Annotated in this window: 24 protein-coding genes; 14 read left to right on the forward strand and 10 right to left on the reverse strand. The window is 48.4% G+C overall.

Features of this window, described 5'->3' with window-relative positions; genetic code table 11:
- The first annotated feature begins 535 nt into the window (after positions 1–535).
- Positions 536–1,075: a gamma carbonic anhydrase family protein gene (locus ACED36_RS20865; protein WP_016960954.1), complete on the forward strand. Its 540-nt coding sequence runs from the start codon at positions 536–538 to the stop codon at positions 1,073–1,075.
- On the opposite strand, the gene ACED36_RS20870 is transcribed toward ACED36_RS20865, so the two are convergent.
- The 4 genes from ACED36_RS20870 to ACED36_RS20885 are packed head-to-tail and all read right to left on the reverse strand — an operon-like array spanning position 1,072 to position 3,669.
- Positions 1,072–1,335 (reverse strand): DUF1488 domain-containing protein, encoded by a 264-nt coding sequence (locus ACED36_RS20870; protein WP_016960953.1) that lies wholly within the window; start codon positions 1,333–1,335, stop codon positions 1,072–1,074. The genes ACED36_RS20865 and ACED36_RS20870 overlap by 4 nt on opposite strands.
- A 2-nt stretch (positions 1,336–1,337) precedes the next feature.
- Positions 1,338–2,159, reverse strand: a complete 822-nt coding sequence (gene aroE / locus ACED36_RS20875) for a shikimate dehydrogenase (protein WP_016960952.1) — start codon at positions 2,157–2,159, stop codon at positions 1,338–1,340.
- A 6-nt stretch (positions 2,160–2,165) separates the two neighbouring features.
- Positions 2,166–3,083, reverse strand: coding sequence for an oxygen-dependent coproporphyrinogen oxidase (hemF, locus tag ACED36_RS20880; protein WP_016960951.1), 918 nt, complete (start codon positions 3,081–3,083; stop codon positions 2,166–2,168).
- 28 nt (positions 3,084–3,111) lie between these two features.
- A complete protein-coding gene (locus tag ACED36_RS20885; protein ID WP_016960950.1) occupies positions 3,112–3,669 on the reverse strand; it encodes an L-threonylcarbamoyladenylate synthase in 558 nt (185 codons plus the stop codon).
- 229 nt (positions 3,670–3,898) lie between these two features.
- Between ACED36_RS20885 and purE the strand changes: the two genes are divergently transcribed.
- Together purE and ACED36_RS20895 are read left to right on the forward strand one after the other, a co-directional pair.
- Entirely contained in the window at positions 3,899–4,384 is a 486-nt protein-coding gene (gene purE / locus ACED36_RS20890) for a 5-(carboxyamino)imidazole ribonucleotide mutase (RefSeq protein WP_016960949.1), read from the forward strand.
- Positions 4,385–4,386: 2 nt separating this feature from the next.
- Positions 4,387–5,526: a 5-(carboxyamino)imidazole ribonucleotide synthase gene (locus ACED36_RS20895; protein ID WP_016960948.1), complete on the forward strand. Its 1,140-nt coding sequence runs from the start codon at positions 4,387–4,389 to the stop codon at positions 5,524–5,526.
- Positions 5,527–5,575: 49 nt separating this feature from the next.
- Here the strand turns inward: ACED36_RS20895 and ACED36_RS20900 are convergent, their stop codons facing one another.
- The 4 genes from ACED36_RS20900 to ACED36_RS20915 are packed head-to-tail and all read right to left on the reverse strand — an operon-like array spanning position 5,576 to position 8,791.
- Complete coding sequence (locus ACED36_RS20900; RefSeq protein ID WP_016960947.1) at positions 5,576–6,142, reverse strand: type I DNA topoisomerase; 567 nt, start codon at positions 6,140–6,142, stop codon at positions 5,576–5,578.
- 36 nt (positions 6,143–6,178) lie between these two features.
- The gene (locus ACED36_RS20905; protein WP_016960946.1) at positions 6,179–6,655 is read right to left on the reverse strand and encodes a DUF494 family protein; all 477 of its coding nucleotides are present in this window, start codon (positions 6,653–6,655) and stop codon (positions 6,179–6,181) included.
- A 2-nt stretch (positions 6,656–6,657) separates the two neighbouring features.
- Positions 6,658–7,755 carry a DNA-processing protein DprA gene (gene dprA, locus ACED36_RS20910; RefSeq protein WP_016960944.1) on the reverse strand — a complete coding sequence of 366 codons (1,098 nt, stop codon included), beginning with the start codon at positions 7,753–7,755 and terminating at the stop codon, positions 6,658–6,660.
- A gap of 1 nt (position 7,756) precedes the next feature.
- Positions 7,757–8,791 (reverse strand): LysM peptidoglycan-binding domain-containing protein, encoded by a 1,035-nt coding sequence (locus ACED36_RS20915; protein WP_016960943.1) that lies wholly within the window; start codon positions 8,789–8,791, stop codon positions 7,757–7,759.
- 119 nt (positions 8,792–8,910) lie between these two features.
- Here ACED36_RS20915 and def point away from each other — a divergent pair, with 119 nt between their 5' ends.
- The 5 genes from def (at position 8,911) to ACED36_RS20940 (ending at position 14,679) form a co-directional block, all read left to right on the forward strand.
- Positions 8,911–9,423 (forward strand): peptide deformylase, encoded by a 513-nt coding sequence (gene def, locus ACED36_RS20920; RefSeq protein WP_016960942.1) that lies wholly within the window; start codon positions 8,911–8,913, stop codon positions 9,421–9,423.
- 7 nt (positions 9,424–9,430) lie between these two features.
- On the forward strand, positions 9,431–10,390 hold the full coding sequence (gene fmt, locus ACED36_RS20925; RefSeq protein WP_016960941.1) for a methionyl-tRNA formyltransferase: 960 nt from the start codon (positions 9,431–9,433) through the stop codon (positions 10,388–10,390).
- Between the two features lie 99 nt (positions 10,391–10,489).
- Positions 10,490–11,767, forward strand: a complete 1,278-nt coding sequence (gene rsmB, locus ACED36_RS20930) for a 16S rRNA (cytosine(967)-C(5))-methyltransferase RsmB (RefSeq protein WP_016960940.1) — start codon at positions 10,490–10,492, stop codon at positions 11,765–11,767.
- A 74-nt stretch (positions 11,768–11,841) separates the two neighbouring features.
- Positions 11,842–13,218, forward strand: coding sequence for a Trk system potassium transporter TrkA (gene trkA, locus ACED36_RS20935; protein ID WP_016960939.1), 1,377 nt, complete (start codon positions 11,842–11,844; stop codon positions 13,216–13,218).
- Positions 13,219–13,233: 15 nt separating this feature from the next.
- Entirely contained in the window at positions 13,234–14,679 is a 1,446-nt protein-coding gene (locus tag ACED36_RS20940) for a TrkH family potassium uptake protein (protein ID WP_029486555.1), read from the forward strand.
- A 75-nt stretch (positions 14,680–14,754) separates the two neighbouring features.
- Here ACED36_RS20940 and ACED36_RS20945 read toward each other — a convergent pair whose 3' ends face one another.
- A complete protein-coding gene (locus ACED36_RS20945; RefSeq protein ID WP_016960937.1) occupies positions 14,755–15,414 on the reverse strand; it encodes a hemolysin III family protein in 660 nt (219 codons plus the stop codon).
- Between the two features lie 88 nt (positions 15,415–15,502).
- Positions 15,503–16,294 carry a sporulation protein gene (locus ACED36_RS20950; protein WP_016960936.1) on the reverse strand — a complete coding sequence of 264 codons (792 nt, stop codon included), beginning with the start codon at positions 16,292–16,294 and terminating at the stop codon, positions 15,503–15,505.
- Between the two features lie 180 nt (positions 16,295–16,474).
- Here ACED36_RS20950 and ACED36_RS20955 point away from each other — a divergent pair, with 180 nt between their 5' ends.
- The 6 genes from ACED36_RS20955 to ACED36_RS20980 all read left to right on the forward strand — a co-directional run bounded on the left by ACED36_RS20955 (position 16,475) and on the right by ACED36_RS20980 (position 21,690).
- A complete protein-coding gene (locus tag ACED36_RS20955; RefSeq protein WP_016960935.1) occupies positions 16,475–17,500 on the forward strand; it encodes a GGDEF domain-containing protein in 1,026 nt (341 codons plus the stop codon).
- 221 nt (positions 17,501–17,721) lie between these two features.
- Positions 17,722–17,886 (forward strand): hypothetical protein, encoded by a 165-nt coding sequence (locus tag ACED36_RS20960; protein ID WP_016960934.1) that lies wholly within the window; start codon positions 17,722–17,724, stop codon positions 17,884–17,886.
- Positions 17,887–17,990: 104 nt separating this feature from the next.
- A complete protein-coding gene (locus ACED36_RS20965; protein ID WP_016960933.1) occupies positions 17,991–18,257 on the forward strand; it encodes a YihD family protein in 267 nt (88 codons plus the stop codon).
- A 253-nt stretch (positions 18,258–18,510) separates the two neighbouring features.
- Complete coding sequence (gene ccoG / locus ACED36_RS20970; protein ID WP_016960932.1) at positions 18,511–19,938, forward strand: cytochrome c oxidase accessory protein CcoG; 1,428 nt, start codon at positions 18,511–18,513, stop codon at positions 19,936–19,938.
- Between the two features lie 126 nt (positions 19,939–20,064).
- Complete coding sequence (locus tag ACED36_RS20975; protein ID WP_016960931.1) at positions 20,065–21,051, forward strand: serine/threonine protein kinase; 987 nt, start codon at positions 20,065–20,067, stop codon at positions 21,049–21,051.
- A gap of 36 nt (positions 21,052–21,087) precedes the next feature.
- Complete coding sequence (locus ACED36_RS20980; RefSeq protein ID WP_016960930.1) at positions 21,088–21,690, forward strand: thiol:disulfide interchange protein DsbA/DsbL; 603 nt, start codon at positions 21,088–21,090, stop codon at positions 21,688–21,690.
- The last annotated feature ends 37 nt before the right edge of the window (positions 21,691–21,727 follow it).

Genomic DNA, 21,727 nt, shown 5'->3' on the forward strand with positions numbered 1-21,727 from the left:
CAAGTACGAGTGCCCACACAGATTGTATAGGTCAAATTGTTAAAGAACGTTGACTGTAGAAGCGACTCCGTGGAGACGTCTTCTCATCGTCAGGGCTGCGAATTCTACGCTGCCAGGCGATGAAGTCAAGAAGAAATTTTGAGATTTTTCAGCGTGCTGCTCACCGCCTCCAAAACGTCTTGTTGACTCCCTTCAACCGCGATAAGCACTGGGCTTTTCCGTTGAAGCAGGCGGGCATTCTACTGATTGGGTCGTTAACGTCAAGCGTTTATTTCCATTCAGTTTTGAAGCCGTTTTCGCCGTACTGATTGGCTGAGTATTTCCTAGCTTGGAAGCCTCTCTCCGTGTCAGTGAGGTCGCATTATAGGGAGGTTTGAGATCTTGGCAAGGGCTTTATTGCAGGTTTTCATCCAAAACGACCCGTTCGGTCGATTTTCGCTCTAAAGACCACTAAATCACATTAAACCGCTGAAGAATTGCACTCTTCTGGCCATCGAGATAATCTGAGATTCATATATCCCGTCAGGAAATCATGATGACTTCTGTACTTCGCAGCTATAAAGGTATCTTCCCTCAGGTTGGCGCTCGAGTTTATATCGATCCAACATCCGTCTTAGTTGGCGACATTGCTTTAGGTCATGATGTAAGTATCTGGCCTTTTGTCGCAGCTCGTGGTGACGTTAACCACATTCGTCTCGGTGATCGTACCAATATTCAGGATGGTTCGGTATTACACGTGACCCACAAGAACAATGATAACCCTGAAGGCTATCCCCTCATTATTGGTAATGACGTTACTGTTGGTCATAAAGTGATGCTGCATGGCTGCACGATTGGGAATAATGTACTGGTCGGAATGGGTGCTATCGTATTGGATGGCGTCATCATCGAAGATAATGTGATGATTGGAGCAGGCAGTCTGGTGCCACCAGGGAAGCGTCTCGAATCAGGATATCTTTATGTCGGTAGCCCAGTGAAACAAGCTCGCCCATTGAGAGAAGCAGAACGAGCGTTCTTGCAAAAATCCTCTGACAACTATGTAGCAACGAAGAACGAGTATTTAGCTGAAAGCTAACTGACCCAAACCTCCCCGCGCTCATTGATGTCTTCAGCTTCAATTGCCTCTTGCGCTAGGTCTTCATAATCGAAGCGATACTGACTAAAAACATCCAGTATCGCTTTTTCTGATGTTAACTCACCCTGATGATGCTTTTGCAGATCCGCAATAGCAACGAAACAAGGGATCATAACTCCAGACTGTTGAGCATCGAAATGCACCGCCTGCCTGTCAGCACTTATGCGCTGCTCATCGGCGAAAATAATACTTTGATTCATCACTAATCCGCCAAGTTACGGCGAAGCTCCCTTAATACCTGAGTCGTTCCGGGTCTAAGACCACGCCATATAGTGAAACTTTCGGCAGCTTGTCCCACCAACATACCCAAACCATCAATAACGCGAGAGGCACCTTGCGCCTTAGCCCATTGGTTACTGCTCGTTAAGCCTGCACCATACACCATGTCATAGACAATGGTATTTTCAACAATAACAGAAGAAGGGATATTGGGATGGTCACCCGATAGGCTCGCGGACGTTGAATTGATGATGACATCAAATGCTGAGCCTTCTAGCTCATCGAATGCCTTGGCTGAGACATTCCCATGTTCTGAAAATAATTCAGACAAGGTTAATGCTTTACTGGCTGTGCGATTCGCGACAACCAACGAGGCAGGATCATGCTTAAGCAAAGGTAATATCACCCCTCTTGCCGCACCGCCGGCTCCCAACAATAAGATGTTGGCGCCTTCAAGCTGGACATGATGACTCAATAAATCTTGCACCAAACCTTCACCATCAGTGTTGTCACCAAGGATGCCACCGTCGTCGAGCTTTTTCAGGGTATTTACCGCGCCTGCTAGCTTAGCGCGCTCAGTCAGCATGGTTGCAAAAGCAAAAGCATCTTCTTTGAATGGCACAGTGACATTGCAGCCCTTTCCGCCCGAGGCAAAAAAAGCCGTTATAGCTTGGTTAAATTCGCCAATAGGTGCTTCAAACATTTCGTACGTCATCTGCTGAGCTGTCTGGCGCGCAAACAATGTGTGTATAAAAGGGGATTTACTGTGTGATATCGGATTACCAACAACGACGTACTTATCCATTCGTGCTTACCAGTCCCTTGGTGTTAAATATTCGGTATAGAGCTTTTCTTCTGCAGAGCCCACTTCTGGCTCAAAACCGTATTGCCATCTGACGAGAGGTGGCATCGACATTAAGATGGATTCAGTGCGTCCGCCACTTTGTAGACCGAATAATGTGCCACGGTCATACACAAGATTAAATTCAACATAGCGACCACGACGATAAAGCTGAAACTGTCGCTCTCGCTCTCCGTATTCTGTGTCTTTACGTTTTTGGACAATAGGCAAATAGGCATCAAGGAAGCCTTGACCCACCGCTTCTATATAATTAAGCGAGGCATCAAAACCCCAGCTATTTAAATCATCAAAAAAGAGGCCGCCTACACCACGCGTTTCGTTGCGATGCGGTAAGAAGAAGTAGCGATCACACCACGCCTTGTGTTCTTGGTAAACATCATCGCCAAATGGCGCACAAATTGCTTTGGCGGTTTGGTGCCAGTGAACACAATCCTCTTCAACTGGATAGAATGGGGTCAAGTCAAAGCCACCACCAAACCACCATACTGGGTCTTCACCTTCTTTTTCTGCGATAAAGAAACGAACGTTAGCATGAGACGTCGGTACATGAGGGTTGTTTGGATGAACAACTAAAGACACCCCCATCGCTTCGAAGCTTCGACCAGCAAGTTCTGGACGATGTGCGGTTGCGGATCCTGGCATCTTGTCACCGAACACATGCGAAAAATTCACGCCCGCCTGTTCAAAAACAGTGCCCTCGCGCAATACGCGACTTTTACCTCCGCCCCCAGCTTCTCTTTGCCATGCATCTTCCTGAAATATGGCAACACCATCTTCTTGCTCTAATGCAGCACAGATAGAATCCTGAAGCGACAGTAAAAAGCGCTTTACAGCTTCTTTATCTACTTGCTGAGGGAGGTTTGGCACGTTAATTCCTTCTTTATTACTAACTTATTCAGCCTTGACGTAGCACCTTACCAGAACGCGCATCGCGGATCTCGGTTGGCTTATCACGTCCACCAATTATTCCATTCAACACACACGGTACGCGATCGCCAAGCTGGTTAACGACCTCTTCAACGGTTCGACAAGGCTCTTTACCGCTCAAGTTGGCACTGGTCGATGTGATTGGTTTTCCATAAGCAACGCACAATGCCTGAACATCAGGGTGATCAGACACACGCACGGCAACAGTGTCAAACTGGCCCGTCACCCAATCCGTGATGTTTTTGCCCGCAGGCATCACCCAGGTCACAGGGCCAGGCCAAGTGGCCAGCACATCCGCTTTGACACTATCACTCAAAGCATCGAGGTCAATATAACCGTCTAACTGCGCCAAGTTCGCAGCGATTAAGATTAAGCCCTTAGCTTTAATTCGCTCTTTGACCGACAGCAACGCTTGTACCGCTTGTACATTATCAGGGTCGCAACCAACGCCAAATACACCTTCTGTCGGGTACGCTATCACCTCACCGCGCGCCAATGCAGCGACACACTGTTCAACATTCGCCAAGGTTTCTCTCCTAATCAGGCATTTCGAAATTCGCCATACTATGACTAATTACCAATGTCATTCTCAACATTTTTGTCACACATCGAAACACACTCGTTAATTTTTATTCCACCCTAAACAAGTAAGCTTGTAGCGAAATGCACGGACGCAAACGTTTTCCTTGCGGATTTTTACCGATATAATGACGCGCAATTCCACTTCGCAGTACACGGTAGTTACAGGAGCAGATATGAAAGTCGGCATCATCATGGGTTCAAAATCCGATTGGCCAACCATGAAAAACGCAGCAGACATGCTGGATCACTTTGGCGTTGCGTATGAAACCAAGGTGGTTTCAGCCCACCGAACCCCTCAACTGCTTGCAGAGTATGCCAACAATGCTGCTTCTCGTGGCATAAAAGTTATCATTGCCGGTGCTGGCGGCGCAGCGCACCTCCCTGGTATGACCGCTGCATTTACCAGTCTTCCTGTTTTGGGTGTACCTGTTCAGTCAAAAGCATTGAAAGGCATGGATTCACTGCTTTCTATCGTACAAATGCCAAAAGGTGTTGCGGTTGGCACCCTTGCAATTGGTGATGCAGGTGCAGCCAATGCAGGCCTTCTAGCCGCGCAAATTCTCGCAACCAGCGATGACGCCCTAATGAGCAAAATCGATAACTTCCGCCAAACCCAAACAGAAACGGTGCTGGCTCACCCTGACCCGTCGGTAGGTTAATCATGAATGTGCTGGTTCTAGGTGCTGGGCAACTGGCACGAATGATGGCGTTAGCAGGAGCCCCGCTAAATCTAAAAGTTAGCGCGTATGATGTGCGAAGTGGCAATCTGGTTCACCCTGTCACACTCGAAGTGCTGGGTCATGGATTAGAAAACGGGATTGCAGGCGCTGATATTATCACTGCCGAGTTCGAGCATATCGCGCCTGATATTCTTAGCACCTGTCAGGCCAGCGGAAAGTTCTCCCCTGGAGAAGAAGCGATTCTGACCGGTGGTGATCGCCGCAAGGAAAAAGCTTTGCTCGACAAAGCAGGCGTCAACAACGCACGTTATCACACCATCCAAAACCGTGAAGATTTTGATACAGCCCTGAGCACCATCGGTGTACCAATGATCGTGAAAAGCGCCCTTGATGGCTACGATGGTAAAGGGCAATGGCGCTTAAAATCCCTTGATGATATAGAGCCCACTTGGAGAGATATCGCTGCATTTTTGCAAGCATCCCATCAAGGTGATCGTCAGTGTGTCATTGCTGAAGAGTTCGTACCGTTTGATCGTGAAGTGTCATTGATTGGCGCTCGCAACGCGAACGGTGAGCTTGAAGTGTATCCGCTGACAGAAAATATCCATACCGATGGTATTTTGAGTGTTTCCGTTGCAGCGGGTGAAAACGAGGCATTGCAAACTCAAGCCGAAGCCATGTTTAAAGCCGTGGCAGACGCTCTCGATTATGTCGGCGTGTTAGCAATAGAGTTCTTTGATGTTAACGGCACATTGATGGTAAACGAAATTGCGCCCCGGGTGCACAACTCAGGCCATTGGACACAACAAGGCGCGGAAGTTTGCCAGTTTGAAAATCATCTGCGCGCAGTTTGCAATTTGCCACTCGGCAGTGCTGCCCGCATTCGCCCCACAGCCATGATCAACATCGTTGGTGAAGTGACAGTACCTGACGAAGTTATGCGTATTGCACATGTGCACTGGTACGACAAAGCACCACGTCCGGGACGTAAAATCGGTCACATCAATGTCTGTGCAGACACAACCGCCGAGCTGAGTATCATATTGAAAGATCTAGCATCACTGCTGGCAGAAAATGAATTCCCAGCATTAAAAGATGCCGCATCTTCGCTAAGCAAATAAAATAAAAGCCGCAAATGCGGCTTTATTTCACTGAAAGCTAGCGCAAAAGCTAACCCTGCTTTTGCTGGCATTTCTTGCTGGCACAAACCTTAAACGCTCCCGCCGCCAATGTCTTCTCGAGCAACAACGGGTAACCGCAAATCTCGCATACGCCTTTAATGGGCTTAAGGTTGACAGCAAACTTGCACTTTGGGTAGCCATCACAGGCATAAAAGACTTTTCCAAAGCGCGACTTCTTCTCATGCAAAGCACCCGTCTTACACTCTGGGCACGCGACATCTATCCCATCACCGCCTTCAGATGCCTGATCACGCTTCTCAATATGCTGACACACCGGATACGATGAGCAGCCGATGAACATGCCAAAACGCCCCTGACGCAACACGAGTTCACTGCTACATTCAGGGCACGGCAACCCGAGCGCCTTCACCACATGGCCATCATTGTGGTTTAGTGATTCAGTAAAGTCACAGTCAGGGTGCGCAGAGCATGCTTTAAACGGTCCACGTTTACTGTGCCTAATAACAAGAACGCTGCCACATTGTGGGCAGCGTTCTTCTTGCTCCAGTGCATGTTCATGCGCACTGAAAAGCGATTCATCAATTTTTCCAGCCAAAACAGATTAGCCTCAAAAACTTATAGGAGAGTAGCCTTAGTGAAGGTACTCGTCTTCTGCTGTGCTATACAGCAGGTCTTCCATCTGATCATACGCTCGCTCATTACCTGGCACGTTGAACAGCACCATCAAGATCACCCATTTCAAGTCATCTAATGCGAATTCCTGCGTTTCCAATTCCATCACACGATCAATGACCATCTCACGGGTTTCTGGACTCAGCACGCTGATTTGTTCCAGAAATATCAAGAATCCGCGGCTTTCAGTATCCAGACGATCCATTTCTTTTGGCGTAAAGATACGAACCGAGGTCAACGCACTCCCCGTTAAATAAGGGGTCTTGTCGGCGTCTTGCAATAGCGCCAGCTTCTCCAGCCAGTTCAGCGCTTTATATATATCGTCCTGATGAAACCCTGCTCTGGAGAGTTCATCAGCCAATTCGTCCTGATCTACCAGCAACTCGACATCACTATGGATGTAAGTTTCAAACAGGTACATTAAGATGTCCATCATGGCTATCCCCTCCTCGCTCTGACATAGCCACCGGGTACTGCGGATACAAGCCCCAGTAGCTCTAGTTCTAACAACTTCATCATGATTTCGTGAACGGGTTGATCGCAGATTTCTGCAAGCACATCGACACACCTTGCTTCATTTCCTACGTTAGCCAACAGTTCAGGAAATGGCAATTCTTCTTGTAAAACTTGAGCCTGTGCCACGTCTAACTGGTGATTAATTGCACAACCCGCTAGCGCGCCCACCTGCTCTAAAATCTCATCAACAGATTCCACTAAAAATGCGCCCTGCTTAATAAGCCCGTTACTGCCTTTAGCATGAGGATTGTGTATTGAACCTGGTAGCGCAAAAACGTCGCGCCCTTGCTCAAGCGCAAGGCGTGCGGTGATCAATGAGCCACTTTTCAGTGCAGCTTCAACAACAAGTACACCTGTAGAAAGACCGCTGATAATCCGATTTCTTCTCGGAAAAAATGCAGGTTTTGGCGGTGACCATGGCCACAACTCTGACACCAAGGCACCGTTTGACGTGACATCTTTAGCAAGATCACGATGGGGGGAAGGGTACACCTTTTCAAGCCCAGAGCCTAATACCGCGATGGTTCGCCCTCCTGCATCAAGCGCACCGCGATGCGCTCTACCATCAATCCCGAGCGCCAAACCACTGGTTACCACCACATCATGCTCGGCCAGCGACTGAGCAAATGCATGCGCAAGCGATAGCCCTTCTGCGCTAGCATCTCGGCTTCCAACGATAGCTATCTGGGGTAAAGATAAAACGTCAGGATTCCCCTCCACAAACAAAAGAGGCGGTGCACCGGAGATTTGCTTGAGAAGATAAGGATAACGCGGATCAGTGAGGCTGATAATGTCTCTATTCGGCAGAGAACACCATGTCATGCATTTGTCGATGACTGACATATCAGGGTAACGAAGCGCTTTAATTTGCGCGGGTTTAAAGCCCAGTGCCGCTAAGTGTATATCTTCAAGTTCAACAAGTTTTTCTGGCGGGTACTTACAAATGATTTTACTGACGGCATTGCCGCCAAGTCTTGGCACAGCAGCAAGCCGCAACCAAGACTCAAGCGATGCATCCATTTTAGCCTTCCGCTGACGTCACAAGCATAGGTGCAGAAAGTGGCTGAGTAGCATCAACGACCATTGCCAAGCTAAAGTGTGGATAGCTTTTTATGACCAGCAACATCCCCGCACGCTGATCCGGCAGTTGTGTCAACACGGGGGCAGCGGCACTATCAATGCCGCTTTCATAACGCATGTCGCCTTTTACCCCTTTCAGCACAGCACCAGGTTGCTGAACAGATAACGCATGTCCCGCTTTAACGCCATCCTCTGCACCCCGATCAACCACAACGATTTGACGAAGGCCTACATACTTACTGCCATAAAGATGACCGATCAAATTACCTTCCAATCCACTCGGTGCCGTTTGGGGATGAAAAACACTGCCCGTTTTTACACCCAGTGCCGGTAAAAGAATGTCGTTAGGTCTGACTTCTTGAGATTGCTTCACCAGCTTAAGTTCAGAAATATCGTCATGTACTCTGACTAACTTGGCTTCAGCAACCTTCTTAAGGCTTATCATCTTCAACATTTGATCATTTTCAGTACGCTCAAATGTTGTCACTGGTCGGTAAATGAACCAGTTTTCAGACTCAACGGATGCATCAATAAAGAAAGGGGTTCGCGTAGAAATGTAACTCCAACCATCCTGACTCCCCAAGACTCGAGGTGCCAGACCAAACTCAGCCTCGCCAATCAGCGTATCAAACGTCAGAAACTGTTTAAGCACAGACTGTGACGCAGAGCTAATCGGCAATTGCTTGGTGAGCCGTTCACCCGTTGCAAGAGACAATGCGGGTCGTCCTTCATCCCATGACAATCTCAGTGCATCACCTGGATAGATAAGGTGGGGGTTCTCAATTGCTGGGTTTTGTTGCCACAAATGAGGCCACTGCCAAGGGTTTTCCAAATAAAGGCCAGCAATGTCCCAAAGGGTATCGCCTTTGCGCACAGTATAATTGTCCGGTGCATCCTTTGATACCTCAATAACAGCGGCAGCTGCAGCTGCTGACAACAGATAAGCCAAACAAAGCGTGGCGAGCTTTTTAAACATCCTATGTCTCCAAAAGCATACTTTCATTTGGATGCTGTCATTTGAATCGCAAAATGTCTAGAATTAGCCCAATTACCAAAGCCGGATACGGCACAGTTCAACAATTTTAAGAGACGTTTATGAGTGTATTGCAGGTTTTAACCTTCCCGGACGATCGCCTACGCACGGTGGCTAAACCGGTAGAAAGCGTCACACCAGAAATTCAAAAATTCATCGATGACATGCTAGATACCATGTACGACGAAGAAGGTATTGGCTTGGCGGCAACGCAGGTTGATGTTCACCAACGCATTGTCGTGATTGATATCTCTGATTCGCGCGACGAGCCGATGGTACTGATCAACCCTGAGATCATCGAAAAGCGCGGTGAAGATGGTATTGAAGAAGGCTGTCTGTCTGTTCCTGGCGCACGAGCGTTAGTGGCACGTGCATCTGAAGTGACCGTGAAAGCGCTCGACCGCGATGGTAACCCTTATCAATTCGATGCCGACGATCTGCTGGCTATTTGTGTACAACACGAATTAGACCACCTTGAAGGCAAACTGTTTGTTGATTACCTGTCGCCGTTAAAGCAACAGCGCATCAAACAAAAGCTCGAAAAGATCAAACGCGCTAACGAAAAAACCAACTGAGGTTTCCTTGAGCAAATCACTACGTATTGCATTTGCCGGCACGCCGGATTTCGCCGCCCTTCATCTGGCGGCGTTGTTGTCTTCGCACCATGATGTGGTTGCGGTGTATACCCAGCCAGATCGTCCTGCTGGTCGAGGAAAAAAACTGACGGCTAGTCCCGTAAAAGTCCTCGCACAAGAACACAACATCCCGGTTTATCAGCCAGCAAGCTTAAAAGCCGAAGACGCGCAGCAAGAATTAGCCGCGATTGATGCCGATATCATGGTGGTGGTTGCTTATGGCCTGCTATTGCCAAAAGTGGTACTCGATACGCCACGCCTTGGTTGCATCAACGTGCATGGTTCTATCTTGCCACGCTGGCGTGGTGCTGCGCCTATTCAGCGCGCTATCTGGGCAGGCGATACCGAAACCGGTGTCACCATCATGCAAATGGATGAAGGCTTAGATACTGGCGATATGCTAAAAATCGCAACCCTGAGCATTGATCCAAAAGAAACCAGTGCCACGCTTTATCAAAGATTGGCGGAACTTGGACCTGACGCATTGGTTCATTGCTTGGATGATATTGCAGCGGATAAAGCTGTCGCTGAAAAGCAAAATGACGAACTGGCAAACTACGCCAAGAAGCTGAGCAAAGAAGAAGCACAGATCGACTGGAGCATGAGTGCCGTTGAGATTGAACGCTGCATTCGCGCTTTCAATCCATGGCCTGTGAGCTATTTCACCCTGACCGTCAACGATCAGGGCGAGCACAACATCAAAGTATGGGATGCCGACGTCGAGACGGACGAAAGCACAAGTGTCCCTGGTACCATCTTGTCGGCAGACAAAAAAGGCATTCGCGTTGCCACGGGTAACGGTGTGCTATGTCTAACGTCAATCCAGCCTCCGGGCAAGAAAGCCATGAGTGCAGCAGACATGTTGAACTCTCGCCGCGACTGGTTTGAACCTGGCAATATCCTGTAATGCCGGAGGCCAGCTTGCTGGCCTTTTTTAGTGGTTAGTAACACTTTTCATCACGCGCTGTCTTATCACAGCGCGTGACTTCCTGACAAAGGTACCTTAATGAATGTAAGAGCTGTCGCTGCACAGGTTATCTATCAGGTGGTCGATCAAGGACAATCGCTGTCTGCGGTTCTGCCACCTGCTCAGCAAAAAGTGGCACCGCGAGATGGCGCACTGTTGCAAGAAATCTGCTACGGCGTACTGCGCTGGCTTCCGCGCCTTGAATCCATCACCCAAAGTCTGATGGACAAACCGTTGAAGGGAAAACAACGTGTGTTCCACCACCTGATCTTGGTGGGGCTTTACCAAATAAGCTTCATGCGTATACCGCCACATGCTGCTGTTGCCGAGACAGTCGATGCCACCAAAGTACTTAAAAAGCCTCAGCTTCGCGGCCTGGTTAACGCCGTATTGCGCAGCTACCAACGCAACCAAGAAGCATTGGATACCGCCGCTGTCACGCACGACGCCGGTAAATATGGCCACCCCGGTTGGTTGTTGAAGCTGTTGCAAAACGCCTATCCAGATCAATGGGAACAGGTTGTTGAAGCTAATCACGAGAAAGCCCCAATGTGGCTTCGCGTTAACCGTACTCATCACACCCGAGATAGCTACCGCGCACTGCTGACAGACATAGGCATCGACACCGATATTCACTCAGAAGCCGAAGACGCACTCAAGCTTGCCTCACCGTGTGATGTGACAGCGCTGCCAGGCTTTGCTGATGGTTGGGTGTCTGTTCAAGATGCTGCCGCCCAGCTTTCAATCAATTATCTCAAGCCGCAATCTGGCGAGCTGATTTTGGATTGTTGCGCCGCACCGGGTGGAAAAACCTGCCATATTCTTGAACACCAAGCGGATGCGAAGGTTGTTGCGATGGATGTCGACGCCACCCGCTTACTGCGCGTGAAAGAGAACCTCCAACGTTTGCAACTCAATGCACAGGTGATATGCGGGGATGCACGTTATCCTGCTGACTGGTGGCAGGGTGAACAGTTTGATCGTATCCTGCTTGACGCGCCATGTTCCGCGACGGGTGTGATACGTCGCCACCCAGACATCAAATGGCTGCGACGCGCTGACGATATTGCACAGCTTGTCACGTTGCAATCCGAAATCATGGACGCCATGTGGGCGCAGTTAAAGTCAGGTGGCACCATGGTCTACGCAACCTGCTCTATCACACCACAAGAAAACAGCGAACAAGTGACAGCATTTCTTGCTCGCACCCGTGATGCAACGCTAAAAACAGGCACTGTTGACAAACCCGGTCGCCAAATTTTGCCGGGACAAGAAAACATGGATGGATTCTATTACGCGGAACTAACAAAAGCGTAGTGGTGCCAATGCGGGTGCGGCAACGCCCACCCGTAAAAACCAATAAAACATGAACTGAGGTTCAGGCAGACGTTATGAAAATTATCATCTTGGGGGCTGGACAAGTCGGCGGTACATTGGCCGAAAATCTGGTTGGCGAAAATAATGACATTACCATTGTCGATAAAAACCCTGAGCGCCTCAGAGAGCTACAAGACAAATACGATTTACGCGTCGTTCAAGGTTATGCCAGCCATCCATCTACACTGTTAGAAGCCGGCGCGCAGGATGCCGACATGCTGGTTGCGGTAACCAACTCCGACGAAACCAACATGATTGCTTGCCAAGTCGCTTTTACCCTCTACAACACCCCCAATCGCGTTGCGCGGATCCGAAGCCCTGAGTACCTCGCTGCTAAAGAGCAGCTATTCCAAACCGATGCCTGTCCGGTCGATCACCTGATTGCGCCAGAAGAGTTGGTAACAAGGTATATTCATCGCTTAATTGAATACCCGGGTGCGTTGCAAGTGGTGAACTTTGCCGATAACAAAGTCGGCCTTGTCGCAGTCAAAGCTTATTACGGTGGCCCGCTGGTGGGGAATGCACTGTCCGCTTTGCGTGAGCACATGCCTCACGTTGATACCCGTGTTGCCGCTATATTTCGCCGCGACCGTCCTATTCGTCCGCAAGGCACCACCATCATTGAAGCGGATGATGAAGTGTTTTTTGTCGCGGCCAGTAACCACATTCGCTCCGTGATGAGTGAGCTCCAGCGTCTTGAAAAGCCTTATAAGCGCATCATGATTGTTGGGGGCGGCAACATTGGCGCAGGACTTGCGCGCAGCTTAGAACGTGCTTACAGCGTGAAGCTGATTGAGCGCAGCCCTCGACGCGCTGAACAGTTGTCCGAGATACTCGAAAACACCATCGTTTTTTGTGGTGATGCGTCGGATCAAGAGTTGTTGAGTGAAGAGCATATCGATCAGATTGATGTGTTTATCGCAGTGACCAACGAAGATGAAGCCAATATCATGTCAGCCATGCTGGCAAAACGTTTAGGTGCCAAGAAAGTCATGGTACTGATTCAGCGCAGCGCCTATGTGGATCTCGTGCAAGGTGGGGCAATTGATATTGCGATTTCGCCGCAGCAAGCAACCATATCGGCCTTACTGACTCACGTTCGTAAAGCAGACATCGTCAACGTGTCGTCACTTCGTCGCGGTGCAGCCGAAGCGATTGAAGCCATTGCACACGGTGATTCCAACACATCAAAAGTCGTTGGTCGTGCCATTGGGGACATTAAATTGCCACCAGGTACCACTATTGGCGCCATTGTTCGAGAAGACGAAGTTCTGATCGCTCATGATAAAACGGTTATTCAGCAAGACGACCATGTGGTGATGTTCTTGGTGGATAAGAAGTATATCCCGGATGTGGAAAGGCTGTTCCAGCCAAGTCCATTCTTCCTCTAATACGCCGAACTATGCATGGTTAATTTCAGACCCGTACTGTTTGTTATCGGGTTGGTCTTATCAAAGATCGCCCTTTTCATGTACGTCCCAACCCTGACCGCGTTTTTTACGGGCACACCAGGGTTTCTTGATTTTGGCCTCGCGGTCATCATCACTCATGTTGCCGCCTTCCTTTGCTTAACGCTTGGCAAAACAGATAATTTTCGACTCAATGCCCGAGACATGTTTGTCATCACCACATTGGTGTGGCTGATCGCCAGTGCCTTTGCAGCACTACCGTTTGTGTTTATCAACCACATCAGCTTTACCGATGCGTATTTCGAGACCATGTCAGGCATTACAACGACAGGCTCAACGGTATTAAGCCATCTCGACAAAATGGCGCCCGCCATTTTGCTCTGGCGCTCAATATTACAATGGCTTGGCGGCGTCGGCTTTATCGTGATGGGCGTGGCGATCTTGCCGTTTTTGAATGTGGGTGGCATGCGATTGTTTCAAACTGAATCGTCAGACTGGTCGGCAAAATCCAGCCCTCGCACCAAAAACGTCGCGACCAGTATCATGAAAGTGTACCTGTTCTTATCGGTACTTTGCTTTCTCGCTTACTGGCTAACAGGTATGACTCCCTTTCAGGCGGTTAACCACGCCATGACAACGATATCTACAGGCGGCTATTCTACGTCTGATGCGTCAATGAACCGTTTCTCTCATTCCGCGCAATGGGTAGGGACGGTGTTCATGTTTGCGGGCGGATTGCCTTTCTTGCTCATGATGCAATCTCTGCGTCGACGTGATGCATCCTTGGTCATCAATGACGCTCAGATCCGTGGCTTTACCTACCTCGTGCTCGCCACCTCTACGATGGTGAGCATCTGGCTAGTGACATACAAAAGCTACGCCATTGCCGATGCAATTCGCGTCTCCACGTTCAACATCGTCTCGGTCGTAACCACAACAGGATTTGGGTTAGATGACTTCACGGCATGGGGCCCGTTTGCTTCGGTCATTTTTGCGTTTATGTTAATCGTGGGCGGTTGCTCTGGTTCAACGGCAGGCGGAGCGAAAATTTTCCGTTTTCAGGTGGCATTAGCACTGTTAAAAAAACACATTCAACAACTGGTTCACCCATCCGGTGTATTTATTCAGCGTTACAACGGCAGGCCCGTCAATGAAGATATCGTGCGTTCAGTGGTGGCATTCGCCATCACCTACCTGTTCACCATCTTAGTGGTTGCAATGGTACTGGCAGCGACAGGTTTGGATGGAATTACTAGCCTTAGCGGCGCCATGACTGCCGTTGCCAATGTTGGTCCTGGCATGGGTAACATCATTGGCCCAACCGGCAATTTTGCCAGTCTGTCTGACACTGCAAAATGGGCGCTTTGCATTGGCATGCTCATGGGGCGGTTGGAAATTCTGACAGTACTTGTATTGTTGTTTCCGGCCTTTTGGCGCGATTAACCATGCCATAAAAAATGAGAAAGCGAGAGATTCTACTCTCTCGCCTTTTCTGATTGTTAATGGCTTTCTAAAAGCTTAAACGGGCGTGACATACCAATAGATGGCGAGAAAATGAAGCACTGTCCCACCCAACACAAATAAATGCCAGATAGCATGATTATAGGGAATGGAAGGTTTGACGTAGAAAATCACACCGAGGGAATACACCACGCCGCCCAATGCTAACAAAACCAATCCTGCTGTCGGGACCACATCCGCCAACTGATAAACCACCACGAGCGACAGCCACCCCATGGCTAAGTAAGTAAAGAGTGATAAGGATTCAAAGCGGTAAACAAACGCAATTTTCATTACGATGCCCACCAATGCAATACCCCAAATCAGCGCCATCAAACCCATCGCTAGGGGCGTGCGCAAACTTATCAGCAGAAACGGGGTATAGGTCCCGGCTATCAGTAAATAGATAGCGCAGTGGTCGAAAGTCTTAAGCGCGCGTTTGAATTTTTCAAAAGGAATGGCGTGATACAAGGTCGAGGCCAAGTACAAAATAATGATACTGGCACCATAGACGCTATAACTCACAATACTTAGCACATCGGCGTGCGCGTCAACCGCTTTGACCAGCAGTAATATGAGTGCAACAGCACCGAACAAGACACCTAGCCCATGGCTAATGCTACTGGCAATTTCTTCTTTAACCGAATACGAGGGAGTGTCAGATACACAGGTCGTCATTGGACAATCATCCTTCTAAATAAAACGACTTAAGTGAGGCTGATAATGAGTATGACACATTTAAGCGTACACGTGTAAGCTTAAAATATTATTCGATTTTGTCCAAAAACGCCTCAATGTGCTTAGTGATTTGCACGGGTGAAGCATCATGAGGAATCGTCAACGCGCGTTTCACTTTATTCGCCCCCACCAAACGCCCTAAGGCATCACCGACTCCTTCACCTTGTCGCGATAACATTAGCGCCAACTGCAATCCCTCAGTATCTCGAGACGCCACCAACTCAACGCGTCGCAAGCTTTCCATCAATCGGCCAGACACTGGCACCAAAGTCATTCGTTGCTCAAAAGGCAAAGAGGCCAGTTCAACATCTTGGTTGCTGACCTTTTCAATGCGTAAACCTGCTTGTTCAAATCCGTCAAACACCGCATTCAACAGCGCATCGGGTGTGACGGTCAGAAAAACCTCACAGGACGCATCTTTCGCCATGGGAATGTCAAGATTGCCCACCATCCATATCTTTCCATCCCCCATCGATAAAGGCGTGTCCAATGGGATTTGAAACTGGGTATCGAATTGTCTCTGCTCTCCCGCTTCAAGCGCAAAGGTATCCGGCAGTCGCCATTTAACCAAAGAATGTGTCATCCGCCGTTTCTGGCGCTTTTGACCTTGCTCTCCGTTCGAGCGAAGCTGCTCCCACCCCATATAATCACAACGAAGCTCAAACGATAAAGTATCAATCTGCTGGCGAGTATTACCCCCAGTGACTAAAACTGTGGCCGATATTGATTCGCCCAGAGCGAACGATGTTTTAGGCAAAACAAATGCGATCTCGGCGCTGCCGACGCCCACTTTTGCCAACGCTTTCTTAAACCACCCCATGATGACGCCTCCTTGTCTTATTCATCGCTAGATCCCTCACACAAAAACCATTTTTGCTCAGTGTAGACATACGTTAATGGTGTTGCTGTCACAGCATCTCTCTAAATTCTACTAAGCTTATAAAACTGGTAATTAGCGGCATCGTTTCGCTCGCATGATAGAACGGAGAATAAGCCAGCCATGTCTAAAGATAATTTTGTGCTATCTACAGGATATTTAAAGAAAGTCGTTCCTTTGCTGATGAAATATCAAGTGTCTGCGACACCCACAAACTACGCGTTGTGGTACACCTATGTGGCCGACGCTGACACCGATCTATCGAAAGAGATTAATGAGTCAATTCAAGCGACGGGGACACTGAGCGAAGTACAATGTGACCAACTTTATCAATCTCATTTCGCCGATAAGAAAGTCAAAGAGGCCGACGACTTTCAACAAAGCTTGCAGGCGTTAGCGCTAGAAATGGGCAACACCATGCAAGATACCCTCAAAGACACAGACACATTCCAAAGTACGTTGGACAAAACCTTCTCTCAACTGGCACGTGTTGGCGAAGAAACATTGTCAATGGATGAAACGATTGCTGTTGTTCGCAGTGCGGTCAAAGGGTCGAACCAAATTCGTCAATCCACCAGCTTTTTCAAGAACCAACTTGCCGATGCGCAAAAAGAGATTGAACGACTGAAAGAAACGCTGGCACAAGCCAATGAAGAGGCGCTGAACGATGCGCTGACCGGGTTGTTCAATCGCCGAGCCTTTGACGCTGAACTGGATGCACTTGCAAGTAAACCGCCACCAAAAGGGTTCTCATTGCTGATATGCGATCTCGACCATTTTAAAAGTTTCAACGACACCTACGGCCACCTGATGGGCGATCAGGTATTGAAACTCACAGCCAAACGCTTATCCGATTACTGTCGCGAAGGCATCCAAGCTTTTCGCTATGGTGGAGAAGAGTTCGCTATTTTGGTGCCCAATCGTCAACTCAATGGTGCGTGTCGCGTCGCTGAAACCATCAGAGCCAGCATCGACAGGCTCGTTATCAAAGATAAAAAAACCGGCAAGAAACTCGATAATATTTCCATGTCCATCGGTGTCGCGCAATTCGAGAAAGGTGAAAAAATTAAAAGCTTAATTGGTCGCGCCGATGCGCTGTTATATGAAGCAAAAAGCTTAGGAAGAAACCGCGTCATGCCTATTGCGTAAAGGGTTCACCAAAGCGTGACATAAAAATAAGTAAGGCGGCGTGATGCCGCCTTAATTATTTTTCAATTGCTGCTTTTTTCATCAGTTGTTTTTCGTTATACTCCGCGCGAAAATTACACTCCAGAGTGAACACGCAGTAAGGCTAGCAGCCAACGGAATCCCTGACGTCACTTTGTATTTGATACTCGTCATGGATGCGCAATGAATGAGAACCCCAATAAATGCGCCCTGCTACTATTCGTGTTACCCGTACTCCTGCACGTATGCGTTCAACCTCTTTCGCGCCTCGCTTCAAAGCCAAGCCTGAGGTCAACACTACTCCAGATCTGATGTTAGTCCGTCCAATCCCCGTCAATAGCGAAGTTCCAACGGGTGAAGCTGCCTAATCGGACACCACATATTCATGCCAACGTGGTCTGCACAACATGAATCTGGTACTGTAAGACACATAAAAACTAAGGCTAATTGCTCACTTTTTTTGGAGTCTTCAATGAAATGTCATCGCGTAAACGAACTGATCGAATTGCTTCACCCTGAATGGCAAAAAGAGCCTGAGTTGAATCTGATTGAGATGATCGGCAGATTGGCACAAGAAGCTGGGTATGTGGGAAAACTGGAAGATCTGACCGATGACGTGCTGATCTATCATCTGAAAATGCGTAACAGCAACAAAGATGAAATGATCCCAGGCCTTGCTAAAGATTGCGAGAATGACTTCAAAACCGCCATCTTACGAGCGCGTGGCATCATTAGCTAAAAGCCAGTCAGAATACCGGACAGAAAAGCGAAGCCTTTGGGTTTCGCTTTTTTATTTCAAAACAATCAGCTGTTACACGCCACCCCCGCATTCTTGCCGATTAATTTCCCACCATACGCACAGAAATCCCTGCATCAGCTACGGTATAATTTGCGGTCTATCATTGAGATAAGCCTTAATCGAATGATGCACAGGCAACGTACCCGTGCAGATACGTCGGGGAAACCCGTTTGACCCAAGGAATGCAGGTGTCATGAGCAAGGATAAAATCGACGTTAAAGACGTCACCGCAAAAGAATTTAACCCCAAGACCCACAAAGGAAGCGGAGATCGCTTCAATCCAAGCAATCGCATTTATGTGCGAGAGGCAAAAGGGATCTACCAAAAACTACGCCAGAAGATGGGGTGGTTCTTCCTGTTGTTGTTTGTACTCACACCATGGATCCCCTACGGAGACCGGCAAGCCATTCTGATTGATATTGGCCACCAGCAATTTAATTTCTTTGGCACGACGCTTTGGCCGCAAGACCTGACACTGCTCGCGTCTGTACTGATGATAGCCGCCTTTGGCCTCTTCTTTATTACCACCTTTTTAGGCCGAGTATGGTGTGGCTATCTATGCCCTCAAACCGTGTGGACTTTTATCTACATTTGGTTTGAAGAAAAACTGGAAGGCTCGGCCAACAAACGCCGCAAGCAAGATTCATTGCCTCCCACCAAAGCGCTGATAGCAAGAAAAGCGATCAAACACATCTGCTGGTTTGCAGTGGCGCTACTCACAGGCCTCACGTTTGTGGGTTACTTCGTGCCCGTCAAAACGTTGTTTATTGAATTTTTCACCTTCAGCAGTACTTTCTGGGTAACCTTCTGGGTGCTGTTTTTCAGTGTGTGTACCTACGGCAATGCAGGCTGGATGCGCTCCATCATGTGTATTCACATGTGCCCGTACGCTCGCTTTCAATCCGCCATGTTCGACAAAGACACTTTCATCGTTGGCTATGACTCCAGCCGTGGAGAGCAACGCGGCCCACGCCCTCGTAAAAAAGATCCCAAAGAGCTAGGGCTGGGTGATTGCATCGATTGTAACCTTTGTGTGCAAGTCTGCCCGACGGGTATCGATATCCGCGATGGTTTGCAATATGAGTGCATTAACTGTGGCGCATGTATCGATGCTTGTGATGAAACCATGGAAAAGATGAATTACGCAAAAGGCCTTATCAGCTACACCACAGAGCATAAGTTAGAGGGTCATGACGTCGATATTGCACGTCCTAAACTTATTGGTTATGGCGTGGTCATGATTGCCATGTGTGGCCTGTTCTTCTATTTACTCTCGGAAGTCCAGCCGATGCGTCTCGATGTCATTCGAGACCGCACAGAACTGTTTAGAACCAACAGTGATGGCTTGATTGAGAATACCTACACATTGAAAATCCTCAATAAGACTCAGCAACCTGAAACCTACTCATTGTCAGTGACAGGTATTAATGGCATCGAATGGTATGGCAAACAAAAAGTCACGCTGAAAGCGGGGGAAGTGTTTACGTTACCCGTCAGTCTTGCGATTGACCCTTACGAACTCAGCACGCCCGTGGCTAACATTACCTTTGTGCTTGAGCGACAATCCGGTGATGACCAAAAGTCAGTAGAAACAGAAAGTCGATTTATCAGCAAACTCTGATATTTCCATCCATCAAAGGGCGCTAAATAGCGCCCTTTTTTGCTGCCACACATTTTTTACCGCAATCGTCATCCGCCACAGATTCTCTGATACCATCACATATCATCACCTAACCCAAGTGATCCTATGAGCGACGCGCAATTTAACTACCAACAACTGACCCCAGATATGCTGCTTAATGCGCTAGAATCGGTCGGTATTCGTCCCGAATCCGGTTTGCTGGCACTCAACAGCTATGAAAACCGCGTCTATCAATTTCAAGATGAACACCGTCGCCGCTTAGTGACCAAGATTTATCGCCCACAACGTTGGAGCGATGAACAGATCCTCGAAGAACACCAATTTGCACTCGATCTACAAAATGCGGACATTCCCGTTGCTGTGCCAATGAACCTGGGTGGCACGACCTTGTTTAACTATGAAGGCTATCGATTTGCGGTGTTCCCCAGTGTTGGTGGACGTTCTTTTGAAGTCGATAACTGGGATCAACTAGAAATGGTCGGTCGCTTCCTTGGCCGCATTCACCAAGTTGGCACCAGCAGCCCATTCGTGCACCGCCCGACTCTGGGCCTTGAAGAGTACGTTTTCCAACCGCGCCGCGAACTGGAAAACAGCAGCTTCATTCCCATGCACCTAGAAAACAGCTTTTTTTCTGATCTAGACAGACTGATCGGCGTACTGGAGTCTCAGTGGAAAAATAACTGGCCATCCATTCGTCTTCACGGCGACTGTCACCCGAGTAATATTTTGTGGCGAGATGGTCCAATGTTCGTTGATCTCGACGATGCGCGAAATGGCCCTGCCATTCAAGATATCTGGATGCTACTTAACGGCGACCGCAATGATCGCATTGCACAGCTTGATACCATTGCTGAGGCCTATTCAGAATTTCATGATTTTCCGCACCAACAATTGCAACTTATTGAACCTTTACGCGGTCTTAGAATGGTGCATTACATGGCTTGGCTGGCAAAACGTTGGCAAGATCCTGCTTTTCCTCGTGCATTTCCTTGGTTTGGTGAGGCAAAATACTGGGAAAATCAGGTCCTCGCCTTTAAAGAACAATTGGCAGCGCTTGAGGAGCCAGTGCTGTCACTGACGCCTCATTGGTAGGACGACTAATAATTATACTCAGGGAGAAAGAACGTTATGTTGAAGAAACTATTAGCCTTTGCGGCAGTCACAATGTTGGCCTTTTCGGCACACGCAGCACGCTTTAATGCGGGTGAAGATTATCAGGTACTGAATTTACCAAAGACTGAGTCACCAACCGTGACCGAATTCTTTTCTTTCTACTGCCCGCATTGCTTCAAAAGCCAAGGTTTGATGGAAGAACTGAAAAAGCAGATCCCTGAGAATGTTGCCTTCAACAAAAACCATGTTTCATTTATGGGTGGCAATATGGGCAAATCGCTAAGCAAAGCGCAAGCAACAGCGATCATGCTCGGTGTGGAAGACAAAATGATGCCGGTGATTTTTAACCGTATACACCTTTTGCAAAAACCACCACGTAATGACGAAGAATTGCGCCAAATGTTCATCGATGAAGGCGTCGATGCCGAGCAATATGATGGTACCTTCAACAGCTTTGCAGCGAACGCGATGGCAAACCGTTTTGATAAAGGGTTCCAAGCATCAGGCTTGCGTGGCGTGCCCGCGGTTATCGTGAACGGTAAATATCACGTGACGCCAAAAACCGTGAAATCGACCGAGGATTACTTTGAGTTGGTCAACTTCCTACTCACACAGTAAAACAGACAACATCAAAAAAGGGCCGATTGGCCCTTTT

This window comes from Enterovibrio sp. FF113, assembly GCF_041439165.1.
GTDB lineage: Bacteria > Pseudomonadota > Gammaproteobacteria > Enterobacterales > Vibrionaceae > Enterovibrio > Enterovibrio norvegicus_A.